General features: G+C 58.8%; 21 protein-coding genes. 2 read left to right on the forward strand and 19 right to left on the reverse strand.

Annotated elements, in window-relative coordinates; translation table 11 throughout:
* Positions 1–44: 44 nt before the first annotated feature.
* The 10 genes from CFT65_RS00695 to CFT65_RS00740 form a co-directional block, all read right to left on the reverse strand.
* Positions 45–749, reverse strand: coding sequence for an ABC transporter ATP-binding protein (locus CFT65_RS00695; protein WP_088826143.1), 705 nt, complete (start codon positions 747–749; stop codon positions 45–47).
* The gene (locus CFT65_RS00700) at positions 746–1,528 is read right to left on the reverse strand and encodes an ABC transporter ATP-binding protein (RefSeq protein ID WP_088826144.1); all 783 of its coding nucleotides are present in this window, start codon (positions 1,526–1,528) and stop codon (positions 746–748) included. The genes CFT65_RS00695 and CFT65_RS00700 overlap by 4 nt, the downstream gene beginning before the upstream one ends.
* Positions 1,525–2,478: a branched-chain amino acid ABC transporter permease gene (locus CFT65_RS00705; protein ID WP_228705747.1), complete on the reverse strand. Its 954-nt coding sequence runs from the start codon at positions 2,476–2,478 to the stop codon at positions 1,525–1,527. Before CFT65_RS00705 ends, CFT65_RS00700 begins: the two co-directional genes overlap by 4 nt.
* Positions 2,475–3,344 (reverse strand): branched-chain amino acid ABC transporter permease, encoded by an 870-nt coding sequence (locus tag CFT65_RS00710; protein WP_088826145.1) that lies wholly within the window; start codon positions 3,342–3,344, stop codon positions 2,475–2,477. The genes CFT65_RS00705 and CFT65_RS00710 overlap by 4 nt, the downstream gene beginning before the upstream one ends.
* Before the next feature lie 76 nt (positions 3,345–3,420).
* A complete protein-coding gene (locus CFT65_RS00715) occupies positions 3,421–4,644 on the reverse strand; it encodes an ABC transporter substrate-binding protein (protein WP_088826146.1) in 1,224 nt (407 codons plus the stop codon).
* 147 nt (positions 4,645–4,791) lie between these two features.
* Positions 4,792–6,405 carry a long-chain-fatty-acid--CoA ligase gene (locus tag CFT65_RS00720; RefSeq protein ID WP_088826147.1) on the reverse strand — a complete coding sequence of 538 codons (1,614 nt, stop codon included), beginning with the start codon at positions 6,403–6,405 and terminating at the stop codon, positions 4,792–4,794.
* Between the two features lie 25 nt (positions 6,406–6,430).
* Entirely contained in the window at positions 6,431–6,793 is a 363-nt protein-coding gene (locus CFT65_RS00725; protein WP_088826148.1) for a DUF6285 domain-containing protein, read from the reverse strand.
* Positions 6,790–7,815, reverse strand: a complete 1,026-nt coding sequence (locus tag CFT65_RS00730; RefSeq protein ID WP_088826149.1) for a phosphotransferase family protein — start codon at positions 7,813–7,815, stop codon at positions 6,790–6,792. Before CFT65_RS00730 ends, CFT65_RS00725 begins: the two co-directional genes overlap by 4 nt.
* Positions 7,815–9,020, reverse strand: coding sequence for an acyl-CoA dehydrogenase family protein (locus CFT65_RS00735; RefSeq protein ID WP_088826150.1), 1,206 nt, complete (start codon positions 9,018–9,020; stop codon positions 7,815–7,817). The genes CFT65_RS00730 and CFT65_RS00735 overlap by 1 nt, the downstream gene beginning before the upstream one ends.
* A gap of 10 nt (positions 9,021–9,030) precedes the next feature.
* Positions 9,031–9,831, reverse strand: a complete 801-nt coding sequence (locus tag CFT65_RS00740) for an SDR family NAD(P)-dependent oxidoreductase (protein WP_088826151.1) — start codon at positions 9,829–9,831, stop codon at positions 9,031–9,033.
* Positions 9,832–9,993: 162 nt separating this feature from the next.
* Between CFT65_RS00740 and nfsA the strand changes: the two genes are divergently transcribed.
* Entirely contained in the window at positions 9,994–10,731 is a 738-nt protein-coding gene (gene nfsA / locus CFT65_RS00745) for an oxygen-insensitive NADPH nitroreductase (RefSeq protein WP_088826152.1), read from the forward strand.
* A 158-nt stretch (positions 10,732–10,889) separates the two neighbouring features.
* Here the strand turns inward: nfsA and CFT65_RS19420 are convergent, their stop codons facing one another.
* The 5 genes from CFT65_RS19420 to CFT65_RS00770 all read right to left on the reverse strand — a co-directional run bounded on the left by CFT65_RS19420 (position 10,890) and on the right by CFT65_RS00770 (position 18,081).
* Complete coding sequence (locus CFT65_RS19420; RefSeq protein ID WP_088826153.1) at positions 10,890–12,197, reverse strand: methyl-accepting chemotaxis protein; 1,308 nt, start codon at positions 12,195–12,197, stop codon at positions 10,890–10,892.
* Positions 12,198–12,312: 115 nt separating this feature from the next.
* Positions 12,313–15,129 carry an FAD-binding and (Fe-S)-binding domain-containing protein gene (locus tag CFT65_RS00755; RefSeq protein WP_088826154.1) on the reverse strand — a complete coding sequence of 939 codons (2,817 nt, stop codon included), beginning with the start codon at positions 15,127–15,129 and terminating at the stop codon, positions 12,313–12,315.
* A complete protein-coding gene (locus tag CFT65_RS00760) occupies positions 15,126–15,797 on the reverse strand; it encodes a LutC/YkgG family protein (protein ID WP_088826155.1) in 672 nt (223 codons plus the stop codon). Before CFT65_RS00760 ends, CFT65_RS00755 begins: the two co-directional genes overlap by 4 nt.
* Positions 15,794–17,245 (reverse strand): LutB/LldF family L-lactate oxidation iron-sulfur protein, encoded by a 1,452-nt coding sequence (locus CFT65_RS00765; protein ID WP_088826156.1) that lies wholly within the window; start codon positions 17,243–17,245, stop codon positions 15,794–15,796. Before CFT65_RS00765 ends, CFT65_RS00760 begins: the two co-directional genes overlap by 4 nt.
* The gene (locus tag CFT65_RS00770; protein ID WP_088826157.1) at positions 17,242–18,081 is read right to left on the reverse strand and encodes a (Fe-S)-binding protein; all 840 of its coding nucleotides are present in this window, start codon (positions 18,079–18,081) and stop codon (positions 17,242–17,244) included. Before CFT65_RS00770 ends, CFT65_RS00765 begins: the two co-directional genes overlap by 4 nt.
* Before the next feature lie 217 nt (positions 18,082–18,298).
* Here CFT65_RS00770 and CFT65_RS00775 point away from each other — a divergent pair, with 217 nt between their 5' ends.
* Positions 18,299–19,075 (forward strand): FCD domain-containing protein, encoded by a 777-nt coding sequence (locus tag CFT65_RS00775; RefSeq protein WP_088826158.1) that lies wholly within the window; start codon positions 18,299–18,301, stop codon positions 19,073–19,075.
* Between the two features lie 18 nt (positions 19,076–19,093).
* Here CFT65_RS00775 and CFT65_RS00780 read toward each other — a convergent pair whose 3' ends face one another.
* Genes CFT65_RS00780 through CFT65_RS00795 form a run of 4 tightly spaced genes read right to left on the reverse strand, consistent with a single transcriptional unit; the run spans position 19,094 to position 22,867 of the window.
* Positions 19,094–19,834 (reverse strand): ParA family protein, encoded by a 741-nt coding sequence (locus tag CFT65_RS00780; protein WP_088826159.1) that lies wholly within the window; start codon positions 19,832–19,834, stop codon positions 19,094–19,096.
* 12 nt (positions 19,835–19,846) lie between these two features.
* Positions 19,847–20,602: a putative 4-mercaptohistidine N1-methyltransferase gene (locus CFT65_RS00785; protein WP_088826160.1), complete on the reverse strand. Its 756-nt coding sequence runs from the start codon at positions 20,600–20,602 to the stop codon at positions 19,847–19,849.
* A 37-nt stretch (positions 20,603–20,639) separates the two neighbouring features.
* On the reverse strand, positions 20,640–21,470 hold the full coding sequence (gene eutC / locus CFT65_RS00790) for an ethanolamine ammonia-lyase subunit EutC (RefSeq protein WP_088826161.1): 831 nt from the start codon (positions 21,468–21,470) through the stop codon (positions 20,640–20,642).
* A complete protein-coding gene (locus tag CFT65_RS00795; protein WP_088826162.1) occupies positions 21,467–22,867 on the reverse strand; it encodes an ethanolamine ammonia-lyase subunit EutB in 1,401 nt (466 codons plus the stop codon). The genes eutC and CFT65_RS00795 overlap by 4 nt, the downstream gene beginning before the upstream one ends.
* Between the last annotated feature and the right edge of the window lie 63 nt (positions 22,868–22,930).

Here is a 22,930-nt window from a genome sequence, read left to right on the forward strand (position 1 = left end):
GGTACCACGCCTGTCCGCTCCTGCGGCGGGGATTATACTTCAGATTATGCCACCGACAGGAATCGGTCTTGGGTGGCCTGATCAGCCCTGAGTTCTTCACTGCTTGCCTCGTGCACCACCTGGCCCTTTTCGAGGATGTAGGCCCGCTGGGCATGCTTGAGGGCAAACCTCACGCTCTGGTCGGTAAACAGGATAGTTGTAGTCTGGCTAAGATCGTCAATCAGCTCACCAATCTGCTGGACGATCACTGGGGCCAGGCCTTCATTGGGCTCATCCAACAACAACAGCTTTGGCTGAATCATCAGCGAGCGCGCTACCGCCAGCATCTGTTGCTGGCCACCAGACAGAGTTGCACCGTCCTGATCTGCCCGCTCACCCAGCATCTCGTATTTATCGAGGATACCACCCACCGTCCAGCGGGCAGCACTGCCTTTGCGTTGATACGCTGCCACATCCAGATTGTCCCGAACTGTCAGCCCTGGGAATATACGGCGATCTTCTGGCACATAACCGATGCCTGCGCGAGCAATCCGGTGGGCTGGCCAGCCCTGAACCGGCTTGCCATCATAGATCACCTCTCCGGACCTCGGAGGAGTCAGACCCATAATGCTTTTCAAGGTAGTGCTCTTTCCCGCGCCATTCCGGCCGAGGATGCATACCGTCTCACCGGCTTCGAGCTGAAGGGTGACGCCCTGCAAAGCCTGGCTCTCGCCGTAGAACGTCTGGATATTGCGAACATCAAGAATCATTGGTTGGCCTCCTCGACTGCCTCGTCGTCTTCCTCACCCAGGTAGGCACGACGAACCTCCGGATGACTTTTCACTTCTTCCGGCGTACCGGCAAAAAGCTTCTCTCCCCGGTGCATGACCAGAATACGGTCTGCCAGATTGAAGACCACATCCATGTCGTGTTCAGTTATCAGGAATGTGTAGTCGCCGCTGTCCGCCAGGCTCTTGATCAGCCGGGTGGTACGCCGGGTTTCATCCGGAGTCATGCCCGCTGTGGGTTCATCCAAAAGAACCAGCTTGGGCTGTGTTGCCAGCACCATGGCGATTTCAAGCAGGCGCTTGTCACCGTAACTGATCACTTCGGCGCGCTGCTCCTTCAGACTATCGATGCCCAGACGTTTGAGATACTCGACCGCTTCCTGCTGGATACCCGTGTTGCGTGAAGCAATGTTGAACAGTTTTCGGCTGTGGCCATGATAGGCGGACAACACCACCTCGACGTTCTCCTGTACCGACATCTCGGGGAAGATATTATTGATCTGGAACGAACGGGACACCCCCATGCGGCTGATCTTGTGAGGAGCCAGACCAGTGATGTCCATGCCGTCGAGAATAATCTTGCCTTCCGTCGGTTGCATCCGTCCGGAGACCATGTTGTAGAAGGTAGTCTTACCAGCGCCATTAGGACCGATGATGGCGATGGTTTCTTTCGGCATCACCTCCATATTGATTGCGGATACAGCGGTAACACCTCCAAAGCGCTTGGTAAGGTTATCGATGGTCAGGATCGGACTACTCATTTCTTCACCTCCATCCACCAGTCAATAATGGTGCCCAGCAACCCCTTGCGAAAGAAGATCACCATCACTGCCAGGATGACACCCAGAACCAGCATCCAGGCTTCTGTATAAGTGGTGATCCAGGTTTCCAGCAATACGAACGCAGCAGATCCGATGAACGGACCCAGAAAATACCCGGTGCCGCCAAGGATTGCCATCAGGATGGGTTCCGCAGACATGGACCAGTGCAGCAGTTCGGGGCTGGCTACTCGCAGGAACGGGGCTATCAGACCACCGGCCAGGCCAGCAAACGTGCCGGCGATGACGAAAGCCACCAGCCGGTACCTGCGTACGTTCAACCCGGCAAAGGATACCCGTTCGGGGTTCTGGCGGATGGCCTTGAGGATCATGCCGAAGGAGCTGCGGCAAATGACATAGAGCACCACCGACGCAATAGCGACAATACTCAGAACCACGTGGTAATAGACCGCAGGATTGGCCAGAGCCAGATCAATGCCGAGACCGAATGAACCAAGAGTAAAACCGGCAATGCCGTCACTGCCGTTGGTCACCGACCGCCACTGATAGGCAATGGCAAAGACCATCATGCCAAATGCCAGAGTAAGCATGGCAAAGTACACTTCATTGAGCCGGACACTCAGGAAGCCAATCACCAGCGCAAGAGCTGCAGACACCCCCATGGAAACCAGAAGGCAGGCCAGGAACGGCCACTCCAGATGGATCAGCACCAACGCAGTGGCATAAGAACCAATACCGAAGAAGGCCGCATGCCCGAAACTCAGCATGCCGGTATAACCGAAAATCAGATTAAAGCTTGCAGCAAACAGACCCAGGATCAGAATTTCGGTAAAGATAAATACATAAAAATAGGAAGCAATCCAGGGCACCGCAACCAGCCCTGCAATCACCATGGCCAGAATGGCCATCAGAACCTTCATCTTAATGTTCATGCCGTTGCTCCCTTACCCATAATGCCGTGTGGCTTGAACAACAGAACCAGTGCCATACCTACAAACGGCAACAGCAGGTTCACTTCCGGCAGGTAACGGCCACCGAAACCATGAATCAGTCCCAGGATAATGGCGCCGATGAGAGCACCCGGAAAGCTGCCAAGACCGCCGATGACCACCACAATGAAGGACTCGATAATGATCTTGTCTCCCATGCCAGGGTCCAACGCGCGCATGGGCGCTGCCATAACACCGCCAACGGCGGCCAACCAGGCACCGAACGCAAAGACGCCGGTCACTACCATTCTGGTGTTGATGCACAGCGCCTCGGCCATATCCCGGTCCAGTGCAGCTGCCCGCATGATGCGGCCGACGCGGGTACGGTTGAACACGTACCATAGCCCGGCCAGCAGCAACAGGCCGACAACGATCACAAACAGGCTATAGGTAGCAACAGAACTGCCCAGCAGCTGCACCGAACCAGCAAGCAGCTGTGGAGGCTGGACCACATAAATACCGCTACCCCAGATCATCCGCACACTCTCGTTGATAATCAGGAGAATGGCGAAGGTCAGTAGCAGGCTGTCTGCCACGTCCCGGGAATAGATGAAGCGCAACAGAACCCGGTCGATGATCACCGCCAGGATGGCAACGCCAACAGGAGCCAGGAGTAAGGCAGACCAGAAAGGCATGCCTGCAATATTGATCAGGGTGAATGCCAGATAGGCCCCCAGCATGTAGAGAGCCCCGTGGGCAAAGTTGATGATGTTCAGAACACCAAACACGATATTCAGGCCCACTGCGATGATGAACAGCAGCAGCCCGATATCGAGACTATTTAGCAACGCCGCTCCGATGCCAGACATGGATTACCTCATTACGTTAGGGCCGGTTTCGTGGCGCCCAGGAGGACGCCACGGCAAGCTAGTGAGAAGGTTCAGATCAGAGCTTGCAACCGGTCTCTTCGATGGTGCGGGCTACTTTTTCACCGTCGAAGATCTGCAGGTTGGTCAAGGTCCGAATGCCGTGCTCGGCGTGCATCGGGCCGGAAACGCCCCAGTTCGGGCTGACCATGGCTTGGTTATCGCCTTTGCGGAAAGTAACGGTGCCGTTCGGAGCCTCCATGCTCATGCCACTGAGTGCCTTGGCCACAGCTTGGCCATCGGTGGTTCCGGCCATCTCCATCGCCTGTTTGTAGGCGTAGATGGCAGCGTAGGCTCCCTCGGCGTTATAGCTCGGAGGATTGCCGTAGGCATCGATGTAGGCCTTCACGAAACGGTCGTTGATGTCGTTGTTGTAGGCCTCGTACCAGTAGCGAGTGGACAGGTGCACACCCCCAGGCATTTCGTCACCCAGGGCCGAAAGTACTTCGGTGGCGGCACCAACGGTGAACATAACTTCCAGATCCTTCTCGAAGAATCCGCGGTTGTTGGCCTGGCGAATAAAGTTCACCAGGTCACCACCCCAGACGGAGATCAGAACACCCTCGGCATCAGAGTCCATGACCCGATCAATGAAGGGGGTGAAATCCTCGGCACCGAAGCGCGGAAAGTTAGTCTCCGAAATCAGGTTCACATCTGGCTTGATGTCCTTGAGGTAGTTGCCAAAGAACTCCCAGGACTGATGACCGAAGGCATAGTCCGGACCAATAGTGGTCCAGTTGGTGGCGTCGGTTTCAGCCGCCACCATCGCCGCCGCTTTCATGTTCTGGGCCACGTTGACGCTGATGCGGTAGGTGAACGGGTTACACAGCTTGCCGGTGACATCCGGCGTGGCGGCGTGAGTGATGATCAGTGGTTTCTGAAGCTCTGGCATGGTCGGCACCATGCCCTGGGCCACACCCGAGCTGTCCAGCCCCACCAGGGCATCGGCACCTTCAGAGTAGACCAGTTTCCGGGCGGCTTGGATAGCAACCGAGGCCTTGCCCTGGCTGTCCTCATAGATCATTTCGACCTGGCGACCCAGAATGCCACCGGAATCGTTGATTTCATCTACCGCCAGGTTAATGCCTCTCTGGGCAAACTCACCATAGGTGGCCGCACTACCGGAGAGAATGTAGATGCCACCGATCCGAATTGGATCCTCGGCATAACTGGTTCCAGCTGTACCCAGCGTGGCGGCGACTGTCATCGCAACCAGAAGTTTCTTGATGCTTATATTTTTCATGTTAATGCTCCTGTGTTCTTGTCTTTGTTTTCACTGGAACTGTCAGGCCCGTTATAACGGAACCTGTCTTAGTTGGTCTGAATGCGTTGTTCGCTCTATCGCAACCTCCTGCTGACCATGGTCAGCCCAATCATCGGGACAGCCCAGTCATCGCGACAGAGAGTCCCGGAGAATGTTTTTACGGATCTTGCCAGTGGCAGTCTTGGGCAGTTCGCCCAGCACCACTTTTCTTGGCGCCTTGAAATGCGCCATATGCTCCCGGCAAAAGGCAATGACTTCCTCAGCGGTCAGCTCGCCACCGTCATCGATGGGATTGACGAAGGCACAGGGTACCTCGCCCCACTTCTCGTCCGGCATGGCGACGACGGCCGCTTCGGAGACTCCCGGGTGTCGGTAGAGCACCTCCTCCACCTCAAGGCTTGAGATGTTCTCACCGCCGGAGATGATCACATCCTTGGCCCGATCCCGGATTTCGACGTAGTGATCCGGGTGCATGACCGCCAGATCGCCGGTATGGAACCAGCCACCCCCGAAGGCCTTCTCCGTCGCGTCCGGATTCTTCAGGTAGCCCTTCATCACGGTGTTGCCCCGGATGCAAATCTCACCCATGGTCCTGCCATCGGCCGGTACGGGCTCGCCGCTGGCCATATCCAGGATGTCCACTTCGTCGAGTCCATGGGTGGGCACACCCTGCCGTGACATCTTTACGGCCCTTTCTTCCAGAGGCAGTTCCTGCCATTCCGGCTGGGGCACGCACAGGGTGGACGGCCCGAAGGTTTCGGTCAGTCCGTACAGGTGGGTGATCTCGAACCCGATCTCCTCGGCCTTGCGAATCACACTGCTGGGGGGCGCGGCGCCACCGAGGGCGAAACGGGCGCGCCGGGTAAGGGTCAGGTTCTCGCGGCCCAGATCCTGTACCAGCATGTTCATCACCACCGGGGCGCCGCACATGTGGGTCACGCCGTATTCCTCAATCCGGCGATAGATCTCCCGGGTATCCACCTCCCGCAGGCAGACGTGGGTGCCGCCGACGGCGGTGATCGCCCAGGTATAGGCCCAGCCGTTGCAGTGGAACATCGGCAAGGTCCAGAGGTAGACGGTCTCTGCCGTCATATCGAAGGCCATGGCGTTAGACATGGCGGCCAGATAGGCACCCCGATGGTGGTAGACCACGCCCTTGGGATTATCGGTGGTGCCGGAGGTGTAGTTCAGGGTGATCGCATCCCACTCGTCGTCCGGCTGCAACCACGATGCCTCCGGATCGCCGTCCGCCAGGAGCGACTCATATTCCAGTTCCGCCAGGCCCTCGCTGGCACCGGCCTTTCGCTCGATGGCCACCAGCAGCGGCGGCACCTCAAGCTCGGCGATCGCCGCCCGGACCTGGTTTTCCCACTGGGTGTCGTAGAACAGAACCCTCGCTTCGCCATGGGCCAGGATGAACGAAAGGGTTGCCGCATCCAGGCGGATATTGATGGAATTCAGCACCGCGCCGGCCATGGGCACCGAGTAATGAGACTCAAGCATTTCATGGCTGTTGGGACACAGGATCGCTACCGTATCGCCGGGAACAATACCCCGGACGCGCAGGGCATCCGCCATCTGCCGGCAACGGCGATGCAGTTCCCGATAGGAGAGGCTCATATCATCGTCGATGACCGCCCGCTTCTCCGGGTAGACCCGCGCTGAGCGCTGAAGCAGCGTCAGCGGTGTGAGAACGGAATGATTGGCGGCGGTCTTTTTCAGATTCTTGTACTTATTCATGTCTCACCGTCCTGGACTGTCCGGATTATTTCAGAAAGCCCGGGTTGTTGATTCGTAACCGGGCCTCCGTCATGCCCTTCAGAACCGATCTCAGTTCCGGATCATCGCCATTGAGCCGGCGTTCACGGATGGCCCGTGCCAGAGTCTGCTCACCCTGTGAAGCGGCATCCGGCAGCTGGTATCCAGCCAGGAATTTCGACAGCAACCGGTCGGTGGCGTCAGGCTCACCCTGATCCCGCTGCTCGATCTCCCGGATCGCCATGCCCATGGCATTGGCAATCATCAGGGCCTCATATTTCTGCTCCCCTGCCAGTTCAGGCACCAGGGAATCCAGAAGCACCTGGCGGGCTTCGGTCAGCAGATCGCGGCTATCCGGCTCGTTGATCATTGCCCTTCCTCCAATTCCGGAATCTGTTTCAGCAGGTCGTATTCCATCTGGGCCACCATTCGCCCGGTGAGGGCCAACTCCAGCGAGCGCTGTTCTCCGGACATGTGCCGGCGTGCCTGTTGCAGCGCAATCATGGCCCAGCGCACCAGCGCCATGACTTCCCAGTAACTGACCACCGCCGGATCGACGTCGGCGCCACTCACTTCCCGATAACTGTCCAGAAGATCCTGTTTGTCGCCAACGCCACCGACTTCCCGGTCATCACCGCCGAAACGCCAGCTCCTGCAACAGAGCCAGCCCAGATCCTCACAGGGATCACTCCAGGCCGCGAATTCCCAATCCAGGACCGCGGTCAGCTCATCGCCGTCTACCATGTAGTTGCCGGTGCGGAAATCGCAGTGGCACAGGACTGTCGGGCCGGGCTCGGGCGCGTGGTCCTCAAGCCAGTTCAGGGCCCATTCCAACACTGGATGCGGTTCGCCGATTTCCTTCAGATAGCGGCGATAGAGTGCCACACGGTTCAGGGCGGGATTGCTCTCTGCCGGCATCTCCAGGAAAACCAGCAAGTCGTTCGGCGGCCGCACAGTGTGCAGCCGGGCCAGCTCTGCGCCAAACCGTCGGACAAGTTGCTGACGCTGATTGTTGTTTAGATCACCTTTCACCAACTTACGCGGTGATGAACTGCCTGAGGCCCGGGTCATGACATAGAAGATGCGCCCGGTAACATCCTCATCCTCACAAAGCCAGAGCGGCTCAGGCACTGTGACACCAGCCTCGAACGCTGCCTGCAACACCCGGAATTCCTCCGGTCGGGACAGGCTTTCCGCAACCCCGGAAGGGGCGTCCTGTCGGACCACAAATTCCTGCCGGCCCGGCCGGCTGCCGCCGTCCAGCTCCAGGGTCAGCCCGAAGTTGTCCTGAATGGCGCCCCCGGAAAGCTTGTCGAACTCGATAACCCGAGCACTCCGGGCACCAGTTTGCCGTGCAATAAAGGTGCTGAAGGTGTCGGCAAGGGCTGACATCAGGCCTTCACCCCCCAGTGCCAGAAATCTGCACGCTCTGCCAGCAGTGTCTTCGAGAACACCATCTTGTGAATTTCCGACGCACCATCAACCAACCGTGCCTGACGGGCATAACGGTATATCCACTCCAGTGGCGTATCCTTGGAATACCCCCGGGCTCCGCACAACTGAATGGCTGTATCCACCGACTTGTGCAGGGTGTCCGCCACGGCCACCTTGGCCATGGACACTTCCTTGCGGGCGAAGTCGCCCTGATCCAGCTTCCAGGCAGCATGCATGGTCAGCAGCCGGCCAATCTGGATCTCCATTGCGGCCTCGCCGAGCAGCCACTGCACACCTTCTCGTTGTGACAGGGTCTGACCGAAGGATTCCCGGGTATCCACGTATTCGGTGGCAATCTCCAGGGACCGGCGGGCCAAGCCCAGCCAGCGCATACAATGGGTCAGACGGGCCGTGCCCAAGCGGATCTGGGTGACCTTCAGGCCGTCTCCTACCTCCATCAGCCGGTTCTCGTCCGGAATTTCCAGGCCGTCAAAGCGTATCTCGCAATGACCTCCATGTTCCTCCGGACCCATGATCGGGATCCGACGGACTACTTCCCAGCCCGGATCGTCCTTGTGGAACAGGAAGGCGCTGAGCCCCTTGCGGGTATCGTCAGAGGTACGGGCAATCAGTATGAAGTGGGAAGCCTCCCCGGCCCCGGTGATGTAATGCTTGTAGCCATGGATAACCCAGCGATCGCCCTTACGGGTCGCGGTGGTCTGCATCATGCCCGGGTCCGAGCCGCAACCGGGAGGTGGCTCGGTCATGGCGAACGATGACCGGACCTTGCCCTCGACGATGGGCTTGAGCCACTTTTCCTTCTGGACCTCAGTAGCCACCTTGGCCAATACGATCATGTTGCCGTCGTCCGGGGCTGCGGAATTGAACACCACAGGTCCGAAGATGGACCGGTTCATCTCTTCGTAACAAGCCGCCATGCCCTGGATATCCAGGCCCTGGCCACCAAGGTGCTCAGGAATCTGCAGGCACCACAGGCCCTGCTGTCTGGCCTTGACGCGCATCTGCTCCAGATAGTCCGGCGCGATGTTCTCATGCTCGTCATACGCCTCCGGGTTCTGCTCCAGGGGCAACAGCTCCTGTTCCACAAAGCCCCGGATACGATTCCGGTACGACTCGTTCCTGGGGTTCAGATTGAAGTCCACAGCCTACTCCTTAAAGCGAAGATTGAAGATGACCGCCATCCACCACGAGGGTGCTGCCGGTCATGTAGTCGGAAAGGTTAGAGGCCAGCAGCAACAGTGGCCCACTCAGATCCCCTGCCTGGCCGAGACGGCGCTGGGGAATCCGGCGAATCATTTTCTGGCCGGGCTCGGTGGTAAAGAAATCACGGTTCAGATCGGTCTCGATGTAACCCGGAGCGAGGGTATTGACGCGAATGCCATACCGGGCCCATTCCAGCGCCAATGCCCGGGTCAGTTGCTCGACACCGGCCTTGGCCGCGGCGTAGGGCGCCACGTTGCCGGCCACGCGATGACCGAGAATGGAAGAAATCATGATGATGCTGCCGCCTTTGTTGATGGCGGACAGACGACGGGCAGCCTCGTTGGCCACCAGCCAACAACCTTTGAGGTTAGTGTCGACTACGCGGTCCCAGTCGGAACCGGTCAGGTCCAGCGCCTTCTCGCTGGTGGCCACACCGGCATTGGAAACCACCACATCCGGGATGCCGACGTCATCGGCCATGGTGTCAAAGGCTTCAGTGACACTGGCCTCGTCGGTGACATCCATTGTGACCACATGGATCCGACCGGCATGGTCGGGAAATTCGTTCTTGAGAGACTCCAGCGCTTCGCGGCGGCGGCCACTGACAATCACCGTGGCACCGGCCTCGAGCAGGCATTGGGTAAAGCTGTGGCCCAGTCCGCCAGCGGCGCCGGTGACCAGTGCAATCTTGCCATCCACGCGCAGGGACCAACTTGTATTGCCAAGGTTCGTGTTATTGGAATTGTTCATATCTCGACCTCCGGAACCCAAAATTAGAACGAGCGCTCGAAATATTCAAGCTCAGAATGTAATTTCTGACAAAGAAAATTTCTGAACCAGACGAATTCCGATGTATTTGGCATCGCAAGCCACTTGCCGCATGCTGGCTGAAAACAACTTAAGAGAGACGCCATGAATCCGACCATCGAACTGCTGACCTCACACCGCTCCATCCGCAAATTCACCGGGGAGCAGATCCCCAAGGATCTTCTCAGGGAACTGATCCGAGCCGGCCAATGCGCAGCCACCTCGAACCATGTGCAAGCGTATTCTATCGTTCACGTGATTGATCCGGACAACCGCCGGAAAATCGCCGAACTTGCGGGCGGGCAGGACTATATCGCCGATTGCTCGGACTTTCTGGTGTTCTGCGCCGACATGCGGCGTTCAACCGATGCCGCAGGACGGGCCGGGGCTGAAGTGGTGCGGGGGATGACCGAACAGCTGCTGGTAGCCACCATCGACACCAGCCTGATGGCCCAGAACGTGGCCATCGCAGCAGAGTCCGAGGGGCTGGGTCTGTGCTATATCGGGGGCATACGGAACAACCCGGCGGAGATCAGCCACATACTGCGGTTGCCGGAGCATGTCTATCCGGTATTCGGTATGTGCCTGGGCTACCCGGACCAGAACCCGGAGGTGAAGCCACGTCTGCCGGTGGAGGCGATTCTCAGGGAAGATTACTATTCCGATGCCCGGGACGAGGAGCTGGTCGCCGGGTTCGATCGCACCATGAACGAGTACTACCGGGAACGCACCGGTGGCAACAAGGACACCACCTGGTCCGAGCAGCTCAAGCCGCTGTTCACCTCGAAACTGCGACCGCACATGCGCGAATTCCTGCGCAAATGCGGTTTCGAGATGAAATAACCGCTACGCTGACCCGATACCTTGAACGGGTTCGGGTAGAAGAAGGAGCACGGTATTAAAACAACCGGTCGACAATCACGACCACTTTCGGTTCCAGTGTTTTAACTGGGAAGGCAGGCCAGCTTTGCGGATGCAGGCGTCACGGACATCCCGGGGCATCATTTCTCGTTTGTCAGGCGGGCAACTACCGCGGCCAGGTCTGTCATACCCTTTTCCACTTGCTGAATCCCGCTTGCAACACCGGAAATCTCGTTTGAGCTGCGTCGAGACAGATCGGATACTCCATCCATTGTGTCCCGCAGCGATTCAATAAGATGGCTATTCTTGCCCACCACTGCTGAGATTTCCTCCAGAGAGCGTGCGGTTTTTGCGGCCAGCTCACGAACTTCGTCTGCTACAACCGCAAACCCACGCCCCATTTCACCGGCCCGGGCCGCCTCAATCGCGGCGTTCAAAGCCAGGAGATTGGTCTGCTCCGCAACAGTGCGAATGGTGTTCACAATGTTTCCTATCTGATCGGCCTGGGTTTCCAGGTCCTGGCTTACACTTGCGGCATTGGCCACCTTCTCCAACGTTGACTCGGAGGTCTCGACAGCAACGGCGAGCGCTCGATTAGCCTCTGTAGCTATCTGCGAGGTTTCCTCTGAAGTTGAAGCAGCGACTTCAGCAGCCTCACGGGCATTGTTTACGCGAGCGGTTATGTCGGCAGCAAACTTGATCACTTTGTAGACTTGACCATCAGCATCCAGGACTGGGCTGTAGGTAGCTTCCAGCCAGATACTCCTGCCGTTCTTGTCCCTGCGTTCAAACTGCCCCGAAAAACTCTCTCCCCGCGCCAGCCTTTTCCAGAAGTTTGGGTTCTTTTGATAGAAATCGTCGTAGCAAAACATCCTGTGATGTTTGTGGAGGATATCCGCTGCGGCATAGCCGGTGGTTTCCAGGAAGTTTTCATTCGCCTCGAGTATTTCGCCCTCGGGCGTAAATTTGATAACCGCCATGTACTTGTCGATCGCATCGAGCATGGCATTGTGATCAGCCACCTTGTCCTGGTCGGCAGTCACATCCCTGGCAATTTTCACCACCTTCCAGACGCTACCTTCCTCATCAAATACCGGGAAGTAGGTTGCCTCCAGCCAGACTCGCTGCCCCAAACGGTTATAACGGGGAACGGTACCTTGCTGCGAAATTCCGCGCTTCAGTTCTTCCCAGAATTGCTGATAGGCAGCGGAACTGGCGTAACTCGAATCACACAACACGCGGTGATGCTGGCCAATCAGTTCCTCGCGCTGGTAACCCAAAAGCGACAGAAGCCGGTCGTTGGCGCTCTCCACCACCCCGGAGAGACTGAATTCGATATAGGGGAGGTTAGAACTGATGGCATGCAGAATCTGATGCATTCTACTGCTATCGAATCGTGACGCTTCGAGTTTTTCCGTCAGCTCTGATAGCCGATGACGACCAAACATGGGTATTCTCCGAGGTCTGCCAGTTCTTGTTTGATCAGATTATAGGCAGAACACGAAGACATAGGGTTTTATCAGGTATGCATCCAGAAACGAATTGTAAGCATATGCCAGCTTTTCAATCCTTTTCTATTGGCCTGGTGACCCGATCCACCAGATACACCAGCCCGTGATAGTCGATACCGCTGTGCCGGCTGAGCCCGATCTCGCAAGTACGGCTGGTGGATATCCCCTCCTCACAGCCCGCCGTCTGCTCGGCCAGAGTTTTCAGCGAGTGGGCGTTCAGCTCGGGCACATTGAAGCCTTTGTCCCCGGCAAAGCCACAGCAGTGGATACCCTCGGGCACCACCACCTGGGTGCTGCACCGCCTGGCGATATCGATCAATCCCTGCGACTCCCCCAGGTGCTGGGTGCTGCAGGTGACGTGCACCGCCAGCGGGGTCTGCTCCGGCTCAAAATCCAGACGCTCGTAGAGATGATCCCGAATGAACCGGACCGGATCAAAGAGCGTGAGCCCGGCTTCTTCGGCGGCCTCGCGAATCTGCAGCGTGCAGGGACTGGTGTCGCAATAGATCGGATCCAAACCATTGCGGCTGGCCCGCAACAGCGCCGAAATCAGTTCATCTTTTTTGGTCGCGCCCTGGTCCGGATAGCCCTTGGAGGCAAACGGCTGGCCACAGCACAGACTGTCCAGTGCTTCCGGGTACACTACCTGATAACCGCCCTTCTCCAGCAGCCGTCGAGTGACATCGATCAACGGCTCCTGCGCCTTATCGCCGCGAGCCGGCCCCATGGTCCGGGACACACAGGCTGCCAGATACACCACCCGGGGCCGGCCATCGGACGGTTCCGGCGCTTTCAGTGAAACAAACCGCACCGGCTGGGGCAGACTTGGATCCCACTGGGCTACCCGCCCACCAGACACCTTGCGAACGCCGCCACTGAGTCGAGTCAGCAGTGGCGCACCCAGCAGTCTTTCGGCCATTGATGCGCTGGCCAGGACAAAACGGGTCGCTTTCAAGGCGCCGGCGAAATGCTTCGCCAGCTGATTGGCGACGGACTGGCCGGTGGCTTTTTCACTGCGCAGCTTGCGTACCAGATCGCCGGTATTGATACCCACCGGGCAGCGCTGGGCACAGAGACCGGTCGCGGCACAGGTATCCAGGCCATGGTACTGATACGCTTTTTCCAGCTCGGCAGTATCTTCACCGGCGCGGCGACGGGCCTGGATGTCCCGCCAGATCACAATGCGCTGACGGGGCGACAGGGTAAGCCCTTCAGACGGACACACCGGCTCACAGAAGCCACATTCGATGCACTTGTCCACCAGCGGATCGCCCTCGGGCAGAGGCTTCAGATTCTTGAGGTGGATCTGCGGATCCTCCGAGAGCACTACGTCCGGGTTGAGCAGGTTCTCAGGGTCCAGCAGCCGCTTGATCTGCCACATCAACTGCCAGGCATCATGCCCCCACTCCAACTCGACAAAGGGCGCCATGTTGCGACCGGTGCCATGTTCCGCTTTCAGAGAACCGCCGAATTCCACGGCAACGAGCTGTGCCACATCCTGCATGAAGGCTTCGTAGCGAGCGACTTCCGCAGGGTCGTCGAAGCCCTGGGGGAACACGAAGTGCAGGTTGCCCTCCAGGGCGTGGCCAAAGATGATCGCGTCGTCATAGCCATGCTTCACGAACAGCGCCTGAAGGCGGGTGACCCCCGCAGATAGCTGATAAATCGGGAAGGTCACATCCTCGATGATCACGGTGGTGCCGTTCGGTCTTACTGCCCCCACGGCAGGGAAAGTACCCTTACGAATGGCCCACAGCTGATCAGACACTTTGGCGTCGCGGGTGAAATCCACCTGCTGCTCCAGTGGAAATTCAGCGAGGACCTGCCTGATTCGGGTCAGCTGTTCATCCAGAATCTCCGAAGATGACGCCCGGGTTTCCACCAGCAACGCGCAGGCGCTTTCCGACAGATCATGAATCCAGTCCGGCAGGCCCGGCTTGTCCTGCACCGAACGAAGGCTGCGTCGATCCAGCAGTTCCACCGCCGCCACAGGCTGAGAGCGCAGCGCCGACGCTGCCCGGCAGCAGCTCTCCGCATCCCGGAACACCAACAGGGCCGTGGCTTTGTCAGGATATTCGGGGACGGTGTTGTAGGTTACCGCGCTCACGAAACCCAGCGTACCCTCGGAACCCACCATCAGGTGGGTCAGGATGTCGATCGGACAGGTAAAATCCACCAGGGCGTTCAGGGACAGGCCGGTGGTGTTTTTCAGGCGGTATTTGTGCCGAATGCGCTCCGCCAGCTCGGGATTCTCCCGGGTATTGATGGCCAGCTTCTTCAGGGCTGCCAGGAGGTCCCCGTGGCTGTTGCGAAACGCCGAAACGCTTGCCGCATCCTCGGTATCCAGCACTGTCCCGTCGGCCAGCACCAGCCGCATACCGGCCAGCGTGTGGTAGCTGTTCTGGGCGGTGCCACAGCACATGCCGCTGGCATTGTTCGCAACGATGCCGCCAATCTTGCAGGCGTTGATGGACGCCGGATCCGGTCCGATCTTGAAGCCCTTGGGTGCTAACCAGGCATTGGCCTGAGCGCCGATCACACCCGGTTGCAGACGAATCTGACGGCCTTCTTCCCGGATGTCGTGGCCGTTCCACTGATCGCCCAGAACGATCAGGATCGAATCACTGATCGCCTGTCCGGAAAGGCTGGTACCGGCGGCCCGAAAGGTCACCGGCACCTTGTGGCGGCGGGCGATGGCCAGAAGATCGACGACCTCTGCTTCATCCTGAACCCGCACCACCACCTTTGGGATCAGGCGGTAGAAACTGGCGTCGGTTCCGAACGCAAGGGTGGACACCGGATCGTTAAAGACCCGGTTTTCGGGAATCCGTTGCCGGATATCTGCCAACACTTCCGGAGTAAAAGTCATGCGTCCTCCAGAACCAGCACAATGAGCTCACGGGGGCCGTGGGCGCCATAGGCCAGCACCTGTTCGATGTCCGCGGTCTTGGACGGGCCCGACACCAGCAGAACGTTTGTTGGCAGCCCGGCCGCCCAGTCCTGAGCCACCATCATGTCATACAGATTGTCGTGAATCTCGCTGGCCTTGAGCAGGGCAATGTGTACCGGCGGCACCAGGCTCATCAGCCGCGGTTCATGGCGATCCGGCCAGAGCACGAGCGTTCCGGTGGCGGCAATACCGCCAAGGGTGCCGGTCAGGCTGGCCTCCACGTTCCAGAACAGCTCTTCTTTCCAGGTTTCCACCGGCTGATCGTAGGCCAATAACTCGACCTTCTGCTCTGTGGCCTCAAAGTGAGCCCGCAGGTCCCTGCCATGGCCTTTTCCCGGGGCACACAAGAGATTGCTCAGGTTGCGTTCGTTCAGCAACCCTGCCACCCGTTCCGGCCAATTGTCAGACCGGCACTGGTGTACTTCAGTGTGGACCGCTTCCATCAGGCTGCGCAACCGGGCGATCCGGTCTTCCGGCGCGTACCGCCAGGGCTTTGTCACCAGGCGCTCGTCGAACTCGTCAGGGCGGGGCGTGGTGCCGTCGAGACTGCTTCTCAATTTACCAAGAATGTTACTGCGGGCGCTCATGATGGCCGGCCTCCGTTCTGGTCTAGATGCCGGGCCGCGAGGTCATGCAGGGAGCGGCGGGCGGGCACCGGTGCGCTGTGATTCTCTGTCCAGGGCCCGGCCTTTTTCGGTGCCAGTGCCCGAAAGCGGGTCGCGGCCCAGAGAAAACTGCGATACAGCGCCGGCCGGGTATTGAGCATCTGCCAGCCGCGCCAGATCCAGCGCTCTGTCCGGGAATATTTGGCGCCTCCCCCTTTCACCTGCTGCGGTTGCTCCGGGTCTTTCACGTTTTCCTGGCGCAAACGCTGAAGAAGTTCAGGAATCGGAATTTTGACCGGACAGACCTCGCCGCAGGCTCCGCACAGAGAGGAAGCACTGGGATGGTCCGGCACCTTATCCAGCCCGGCCATATGAGGTGTGATGATCTTGCCAATGGGGCCTGGGTAGACCTCACCGTAGGTGTGGCCGCCCACCCGAGTATACACCGGGCAGTGATTCATACAGGCGCCACAGCGGATGCAGTTCAGGGTCTGGCGCATCTGGGCATCGGCAAAGGCGCCGGTGCGACCATTATCAAGCAGCACCAGATGCACCTCTTCCGGACCATCCAGCTCGTCGGGCTTGCGGGGGCCGGAAATCAGGTTCACGTAGGTGGTAATGGGCTGACCAAGAGCCGAGCGCGTCAGCAAGGACACCAGGGGCACCACGTCCCTCAGGTTCGGCACCACTTTTTCAATGCCAGTTACCGCAATGTGCACCGGCGGCGCCGTTGTGCTCATGCGCCCGTTACCCTCGTTTTCCACCAGCAGCAAGGTGCCGGTTTCGGCGATGGCGAAGTTCACCCCGGAAACACCCACATCCGCTTCCATGAATTTACGGCGCAGGGTCCGGCGACCGATCTGGATCAGTTGGTTGACGTCTTCGGTCTCCGGCTCGCCAAGCTTGTCGTGGAACAGCTTTGATACCTGCCGGGCGTTCTTGTGAATCGCCGGCATGATGATGTGGGACGGTTTTTCGTTGTCGAGCTGGACAATGTACTCACCCATGTCGGATTCCAGGCATTCGACGCCCCGCTCCGCCAAGTAGTCGTTCATCTCCATCTCTTCGCTGACCATGGACTTGCCTTTCACCACCTGACTGCCCTTGCGGGCTTCGATAATGCCGTGCACCAGGTTATTGGCTTCCTCGACGGTCTCCGCCCAGTGAACCTTGACACCGTTCTCGGTCAGTTTCTGTTCCAGCTGCTCCAGCAGATCTGGCAATCGGGACAGAGCACCGGCCTTGATCCGGTTACCCAGTTCCCGCAGCCCTTCCCGCTCATCCGCATCGGGAAAGGCGTTGGCCCGCTTGGTCATCAACGAGTCCATCGCCACCCGAAAATTGTTGCGCAGCTGCCCATCCGCAAGGGCTTCTTCGGCGCGGCCCCGGAAATCCGGAGTCAGTTCGGTAACGGGAATACGCTGGTTCATACCACCTCCCCTGCGCTGGCGCCGTTAATCCGCTCCCAGAGGAAGCTGGCCAGATGACGGCCGCGGAAGCTCTCCCGCTGCTTTTCGAGGGAACCGTTGATGTTCATCAGGCAGCCACCATCAGCGGTAACCATTTCCACGGCGCCGGAGTCCATCAGCGAACGGGTCTTGTCTTTAACCATGGCCCCTGAAACTTCCGGCATTCGCACCGAGAAGGTACCGCCAAAGCCGCAGCATTCGCTTTCATGGTCGTGATCAACACGCTCGACGCCTTCAAGCTGTTGCAGTAGCTCGCGGGCGTGCAGGTGGGTGTGCATCTCCCGGCGGGCCGAACAGGAGGTGTGCAGGGCAATTTTGCTGGGCGCACCCCGGTCTGCCAGCTGCACCCGACAGACTTTCAGCAGGAATTCGGTCAGCTCGAAGGTGCGCTCGGCGAGCGCTTCCACCCGCTTGAGTGTGTCCGGCTCGTCGACAAACAGCGCCCGATAATGGTGGCGAAACATCCCGGCGCAGGAGCCCGAGGGAACCACCACGGGCAGACCCGACCGATCGAGGATATCCAGCTGGGCGCGTGCCACGGCTTTGGCCTCATCCCGGTACCCAGATGTCCAGGCAGGCTGCCCGCAACAGCTCTGTTCCTGGGGAAAACGCACGCGAACACCCTCCCGCTCCATCAGGCGGATGGCGTCCAGCCCGGCTTCCGGAAAGAACAGATCCACCACGCAGGTGCCGAACAGAGTGACCGCTTCCGGCTTCTCCGGATACTGCCGGTCGGGTTCCCGCCCGGGCGGTACCCGGGTGGCATTGGGAGCGGCATCGTAAAACAGCTGGCTCATTAATTGCGCCTCAGGACAGTCTCAAACATATTAACAAAAAACTGGTATTACCAATTTACATCAATCATTAACCAAGGTATTCGAGACCGGTTGTTGATGTCAAAATTTTCCGTCAAAGACTTCAGTCTGAACTACAAAAATAGATGGGCGCTTGGCCTCGGACTTGGTCTGTGATATTGGTATTACCAATAAATTATGGGACAGGAAATTCTTTCTTATGGACGTCGGACATATCGCGCCTCGCAGACTCGCGGACACCATTGTGGAGCAACTGGAAACCATGATTCTGGAGGGCGCCCTGCAGCCGGGCGAGCGGCTGCCCCCGGAACGGGTATTGTCGGAGCAGTTCGGCGTGTCCCGCCCTTCCCTGCGGGAGGCCATTCAGCGGCTGACCGCCAAAGGCCTGCTGATCAGCCGTCAGGGCGGCGGCAACTATGTCACTGAATCCCTCGGTGGCAGTTTCAGCGACCCGCTGATTCCTCTGCTTGAAAACCGGCCAGACGCACAACGGGATCTGCTGGAATTTCGTCGCACACTGGAGGCGGACTGCGCCTATTACGCAGCCCTGCGAGCGACAGAGGTCGACAGGGCCCACCTGAAAACCGCTTACGAGGCACTGCAAGCCTGCTATGGCAGCGACAGGGACCGGGACCTGGAGGCCGAGGGCGCAGCCGATGCCCGGTTCCACCTGGCGATTGCCGAGGCGAGCCATAACGTGATTCTCCTACACACCATCCGAAACCTGTTCAACATGCTGAAAAGTAACGTGGTTACCAACATCGGCGGCATGTATCGAAGAGAGGCGGAGACCCGGCAAGGCCTGGTGGAACAGCACCGGATGCTGTATGAAGCCATCACAGAAGGCAGGGCTGAAGAAGCCCGGGAACTGGCCGGCAAGCACATCCAGTACGTTCAGCAAGTACTTTCAGAACGCAGTGAGAGCCACCGCCGACTGGAGCGTTCGCTGCGGAGGGACAAGCTCGCCCGATCCTGAGCGCATGCGATCAGGGCCTCAGAGCAGGCGATTTATCTCCTTCCACAACCGGCGATAGGCGTCGGCGGCCACCGAGCCGGGCGCCAGCAGTTCCACCGGCGTGCCCTCCTCACCCATCTTCTCCACCACACTGGCGTTCGGGATGATGGTCCTCAGACCCTTGGGCAGAATCTCATCCTGGGCGTTGATCAGTTCCCGGTGCAGCCCCTTCCGGCGGTCTGCCATGGAATAGAACGGGTGCAGCTTCGATGGCTTCAGCTTTTTGTCCTTGGCAAACTCCAGCAGCTGTTTCCAGCTGTTCAAGGACAGCCAGGTGGGAATCACCGGCACGAACACTTCGTCTGCCGCTTTCAGCACCTGCTCGGAAAGCCGGGAGAGCGATGGCGGACAGTCCAACACCACCAGACTGGTTTCTTCGGACAGCGGCGCCAGCCATTGTTTGATCAGGTTGCTGCCGTCTTCCTGATCCAGTTTCACATCCAGATTACGGAAACTGGTATGGGAGGGAATGAAATCGAGGTTTTCATACTCGCTTTCGTGGATAAATTCGGCGATGGGGGTCTTGCCTTTGAGCAAGTGCGAGAGCTTGTGCCCTTTCACCTCGTCAGCACCGGCCAGATACCAGCTGGAGGCTCCCTGTGGGTCCAGATCCCAGAGCAAGGTGGAATACCCGGCCTGGCTTGCTAGATAGGCGATATTCACCGCGGCGGCGGTCTTTCCGACGCCGCCTTTCAGGCTGTAAAACGCTATGGTCCTCATAATGCCGCATCCTTACTGGCTTACTTTCTCCCAGACGGTCAGCTCGGAGAAGCTGTGCTGGAACTTGTTTCTCGTCTCCCTGATGACAAACGGCAAGCTCCAGGGTTCGAAAAACAGCCGGAAATGGGGCGCCAGCATCTCCTTGAGGCCGTCGAATGTCGAGAAATCTTCACCATTCTTTTTGAACCCGCCAACCCAGTGTTCCTTCGGCGTGTACTCTTCCAACCAGGTATAGGGTGAGGCGATCACCAAAAGCCCGAGCTCGTTAATCCGCTCATGGATGGTCTCCAGAAACAGCGATGGCTGGTACAGCCGATCGATCAGGTTGCCTGCGAGTACCAGATCATACCCGGTGAACTGCGATGGCAGATCGCAAGCGTCGCCCTGATGAAAAGACACGCGCTCAGCAGCCTCCTCCAACCCGAGGGACGCGAGGGACTGGTCCTGGAAGGTCACCAGCTCGCCCTCCTCCGGGCGCGCATAACGCACCCGTTTGTCACGGGCCACTTCCCGACACTTGTTGACGAACGCGTTGGAAAAATCGATGCCGTCCACGTGCCGGAAGTGCCGGGCCAACTCAAAACTGGTCCGGCCCACGGCACAACCAATATCCAGCGCACGATCCAGGGGCCGGCCATCCATCGCATTCATGGCGGCATCCGCCAGCGCCTTGGGGAAGTTGGCCTCTCCGTGCCACCGCTCACCAAAGTGGAACTCCAGATATTGGGCGAGTGTGGTGTCATTTTCATAGTACTCGGCTTGCTGCAAGAGAATTCTCCTACCCTGAATGGTTCAATGGCTACATCTAGCGTAACAGGAAGTTGCCAATACCCTGATCAATAACCGTCTCTTCCGAGCGATCCTTGAGGGGTACTCCGGAAACCTCCTGACGGCGAGCCTCCCTGAGCAGATACCCGAGCCGCCGGCTCGCCTCCTCGAACGACAACCCCGCCGGGCGGATGTTGGATATACAGTTTCGGCTGGCATCGGTCAGCCCTGGTCCTGGCTGCCAGGTCAGATAAAGCCCGAGGCTGTCCGGAGAACTCAGGCCGGGGCGTTCACCAATCAGCACCACCACGCAGCGGGCGTTTAGCCGATGGCCAACGTCGTCCCCAATCGCAACCCGTCCCTGAGAGACAACTGTCAGCGGCGCCAGTTCCCAGGTCTGATCATCGACCTCAAGAGTCGCCAGCAGCGCCTCGAGAAACCCCACGGCGTTTTCCTGTACGCCATAGGAGGACAAGCCGTCTGCTACCACGAGAGCCAGGTCGACGGGTGAATCACCGGTGTGGCCCAGGCGGTCCAGCGCCTCACAGGATTTCTGGCTGAGCCTGCGTCCGAGATCCGGGCGTTGCAGGTAGATTATCCGGTCGCTGGCCTGACTTTGCAGATGAACCGGCTCATGGGGCAATAACGCTTTTCTCCGCTCGGTCAGTTCGGCCAGGTCCTTCATCAACGCCGAGGTATCCAGTGGTAGATGGACCGCATCCCTTGCCTGGGCATGAGCGAGCTGAAACGCCAACATCTCATGTGTGGGCAGGCTAATGCCGGCCCGGCCAAGACCAATCCGGGCATCGGTCCAGGCCGAGAGCCGGCGCCAGGGGTTGGCGATTACTGATGGCTTATGGCCAGTCATGATCCGACCCCTCCGGGCAAACTGGCCAGGCTTTTCCGGAAGGCTTCCGGCAATCCGTCTGCGGGCACCTTGCCCTCGCCATCCTGGAAAATCTGCATGCGGGTGAGCCACTGTTCGAATTCCGGCGCCGGCCGTTTGTCGAGCACCCGGCGAACGTAAAGGGCATCGTGAAACGAGGTGGTCTGATAGTTCAGCATGATGTCGTCAGAGCCGGGTATGCCCATGATGAAGTTACAGCCGGCCACGCCCAATAGGGTCAGCAGGTTGTCCATGTCGTTCTGATCGGCCTCGGCATGATTGGTGTAGCAGATATCACACCCCATGGGCAGGCCCAGCAACTTGCCACAAAAATGGTCCTCCAGGCCGGCCCGCGTGATCTCCTTGCCGTCAAACAGGTATTCCGGCCCGATAAACCCGACCACGGTATTCACCAGAAGCGGCTCGAATTTGCGGGCCACGGCGTAAGCCCTGGCCTCGCAGGTCTGCTGATCTACACCGTGATGGGCATCGGCCGACAGCGAGCTGCCCTGGCCGGTCTCGAAATACATCACGTTGTTACCCACCGTGCCGCGGTTAAGAGACAGCGCTGCGTCCCGGGCCTCGGCCAGGGTGGCCAGATCAAACCCGAAACTCCTGTTCGTGGCTTCGGTGCCGCCAATGGACTGGAACACCAGATCCACCGGAGCCCTGTTCTCGATGGCTTCCAGGGTATTGGTTACATGGGTCAGTACGCAGGACTGGGTTGGAATCTCGTACTTGCGTATCACCTCATCCATCAACTGCAACAGGCGGACACTCTGAGAAACGTTGTCCGTAGCGGGATTGATTCCGATAACCGCATCGCCGCTGCCGTAAAGCAACCCGTCCAGAATGCTGGCAGCAATACCGGTTATGTCATCAGTGGGATGATTGGGCTGGAGTCGGGTCGACATCCGGCCCGGCAACCCGACGGTGCTGCGGAAGGCGGTATGCACCCAGCATTTTCGTGCAACCAGCATCAGATCCTGGTTGCGCATGATCTTGGACACCGCCGCAGCCATCTCCGGAGTAATGCCATCCCGGACGCTCGCAAGCATCTCCGGCGTGGCAAGGTCGCTGAGCAGCCAATTCCGGAAATCGCCAACGGTCAGATGGGAAATGGGCTCGAACGCCCCGTAATCATGTTCATCCAGTATCAGTCGGGTGACTTCATCCTGCTCGTAGGGGATGAGCGCTTCATTCAGAAAGGTTTTCAGGGGCAGGTCGGCCAGCGCCATCTGGGCCACCACCCTTTCCTCGGCGGTATGGGCGATTACGCCGGCCAGCCGGTCACCGGAGCGCGCGGGCGTTGCCTTCGCCATTAACTCTGCCAGCGTTGCAAACTGCCAGCGCCGGTTTCCCAGACTGTACCGATACATTCTCCTCTCCCTGAGATTCACTCTTCTACTATCTTAGGTGAATATCACCCGGACAGATCAATG

Source organism: Marinobacter sp. es.048, from assembly GCF_900188435.1.
In the GTDB taxonomy this organism is placed as follows: Bacteria; Pseudomonadota; Gammaproteobacteria; order Pseudomonadales; family Oleiphilaceae; genus Marinobacter.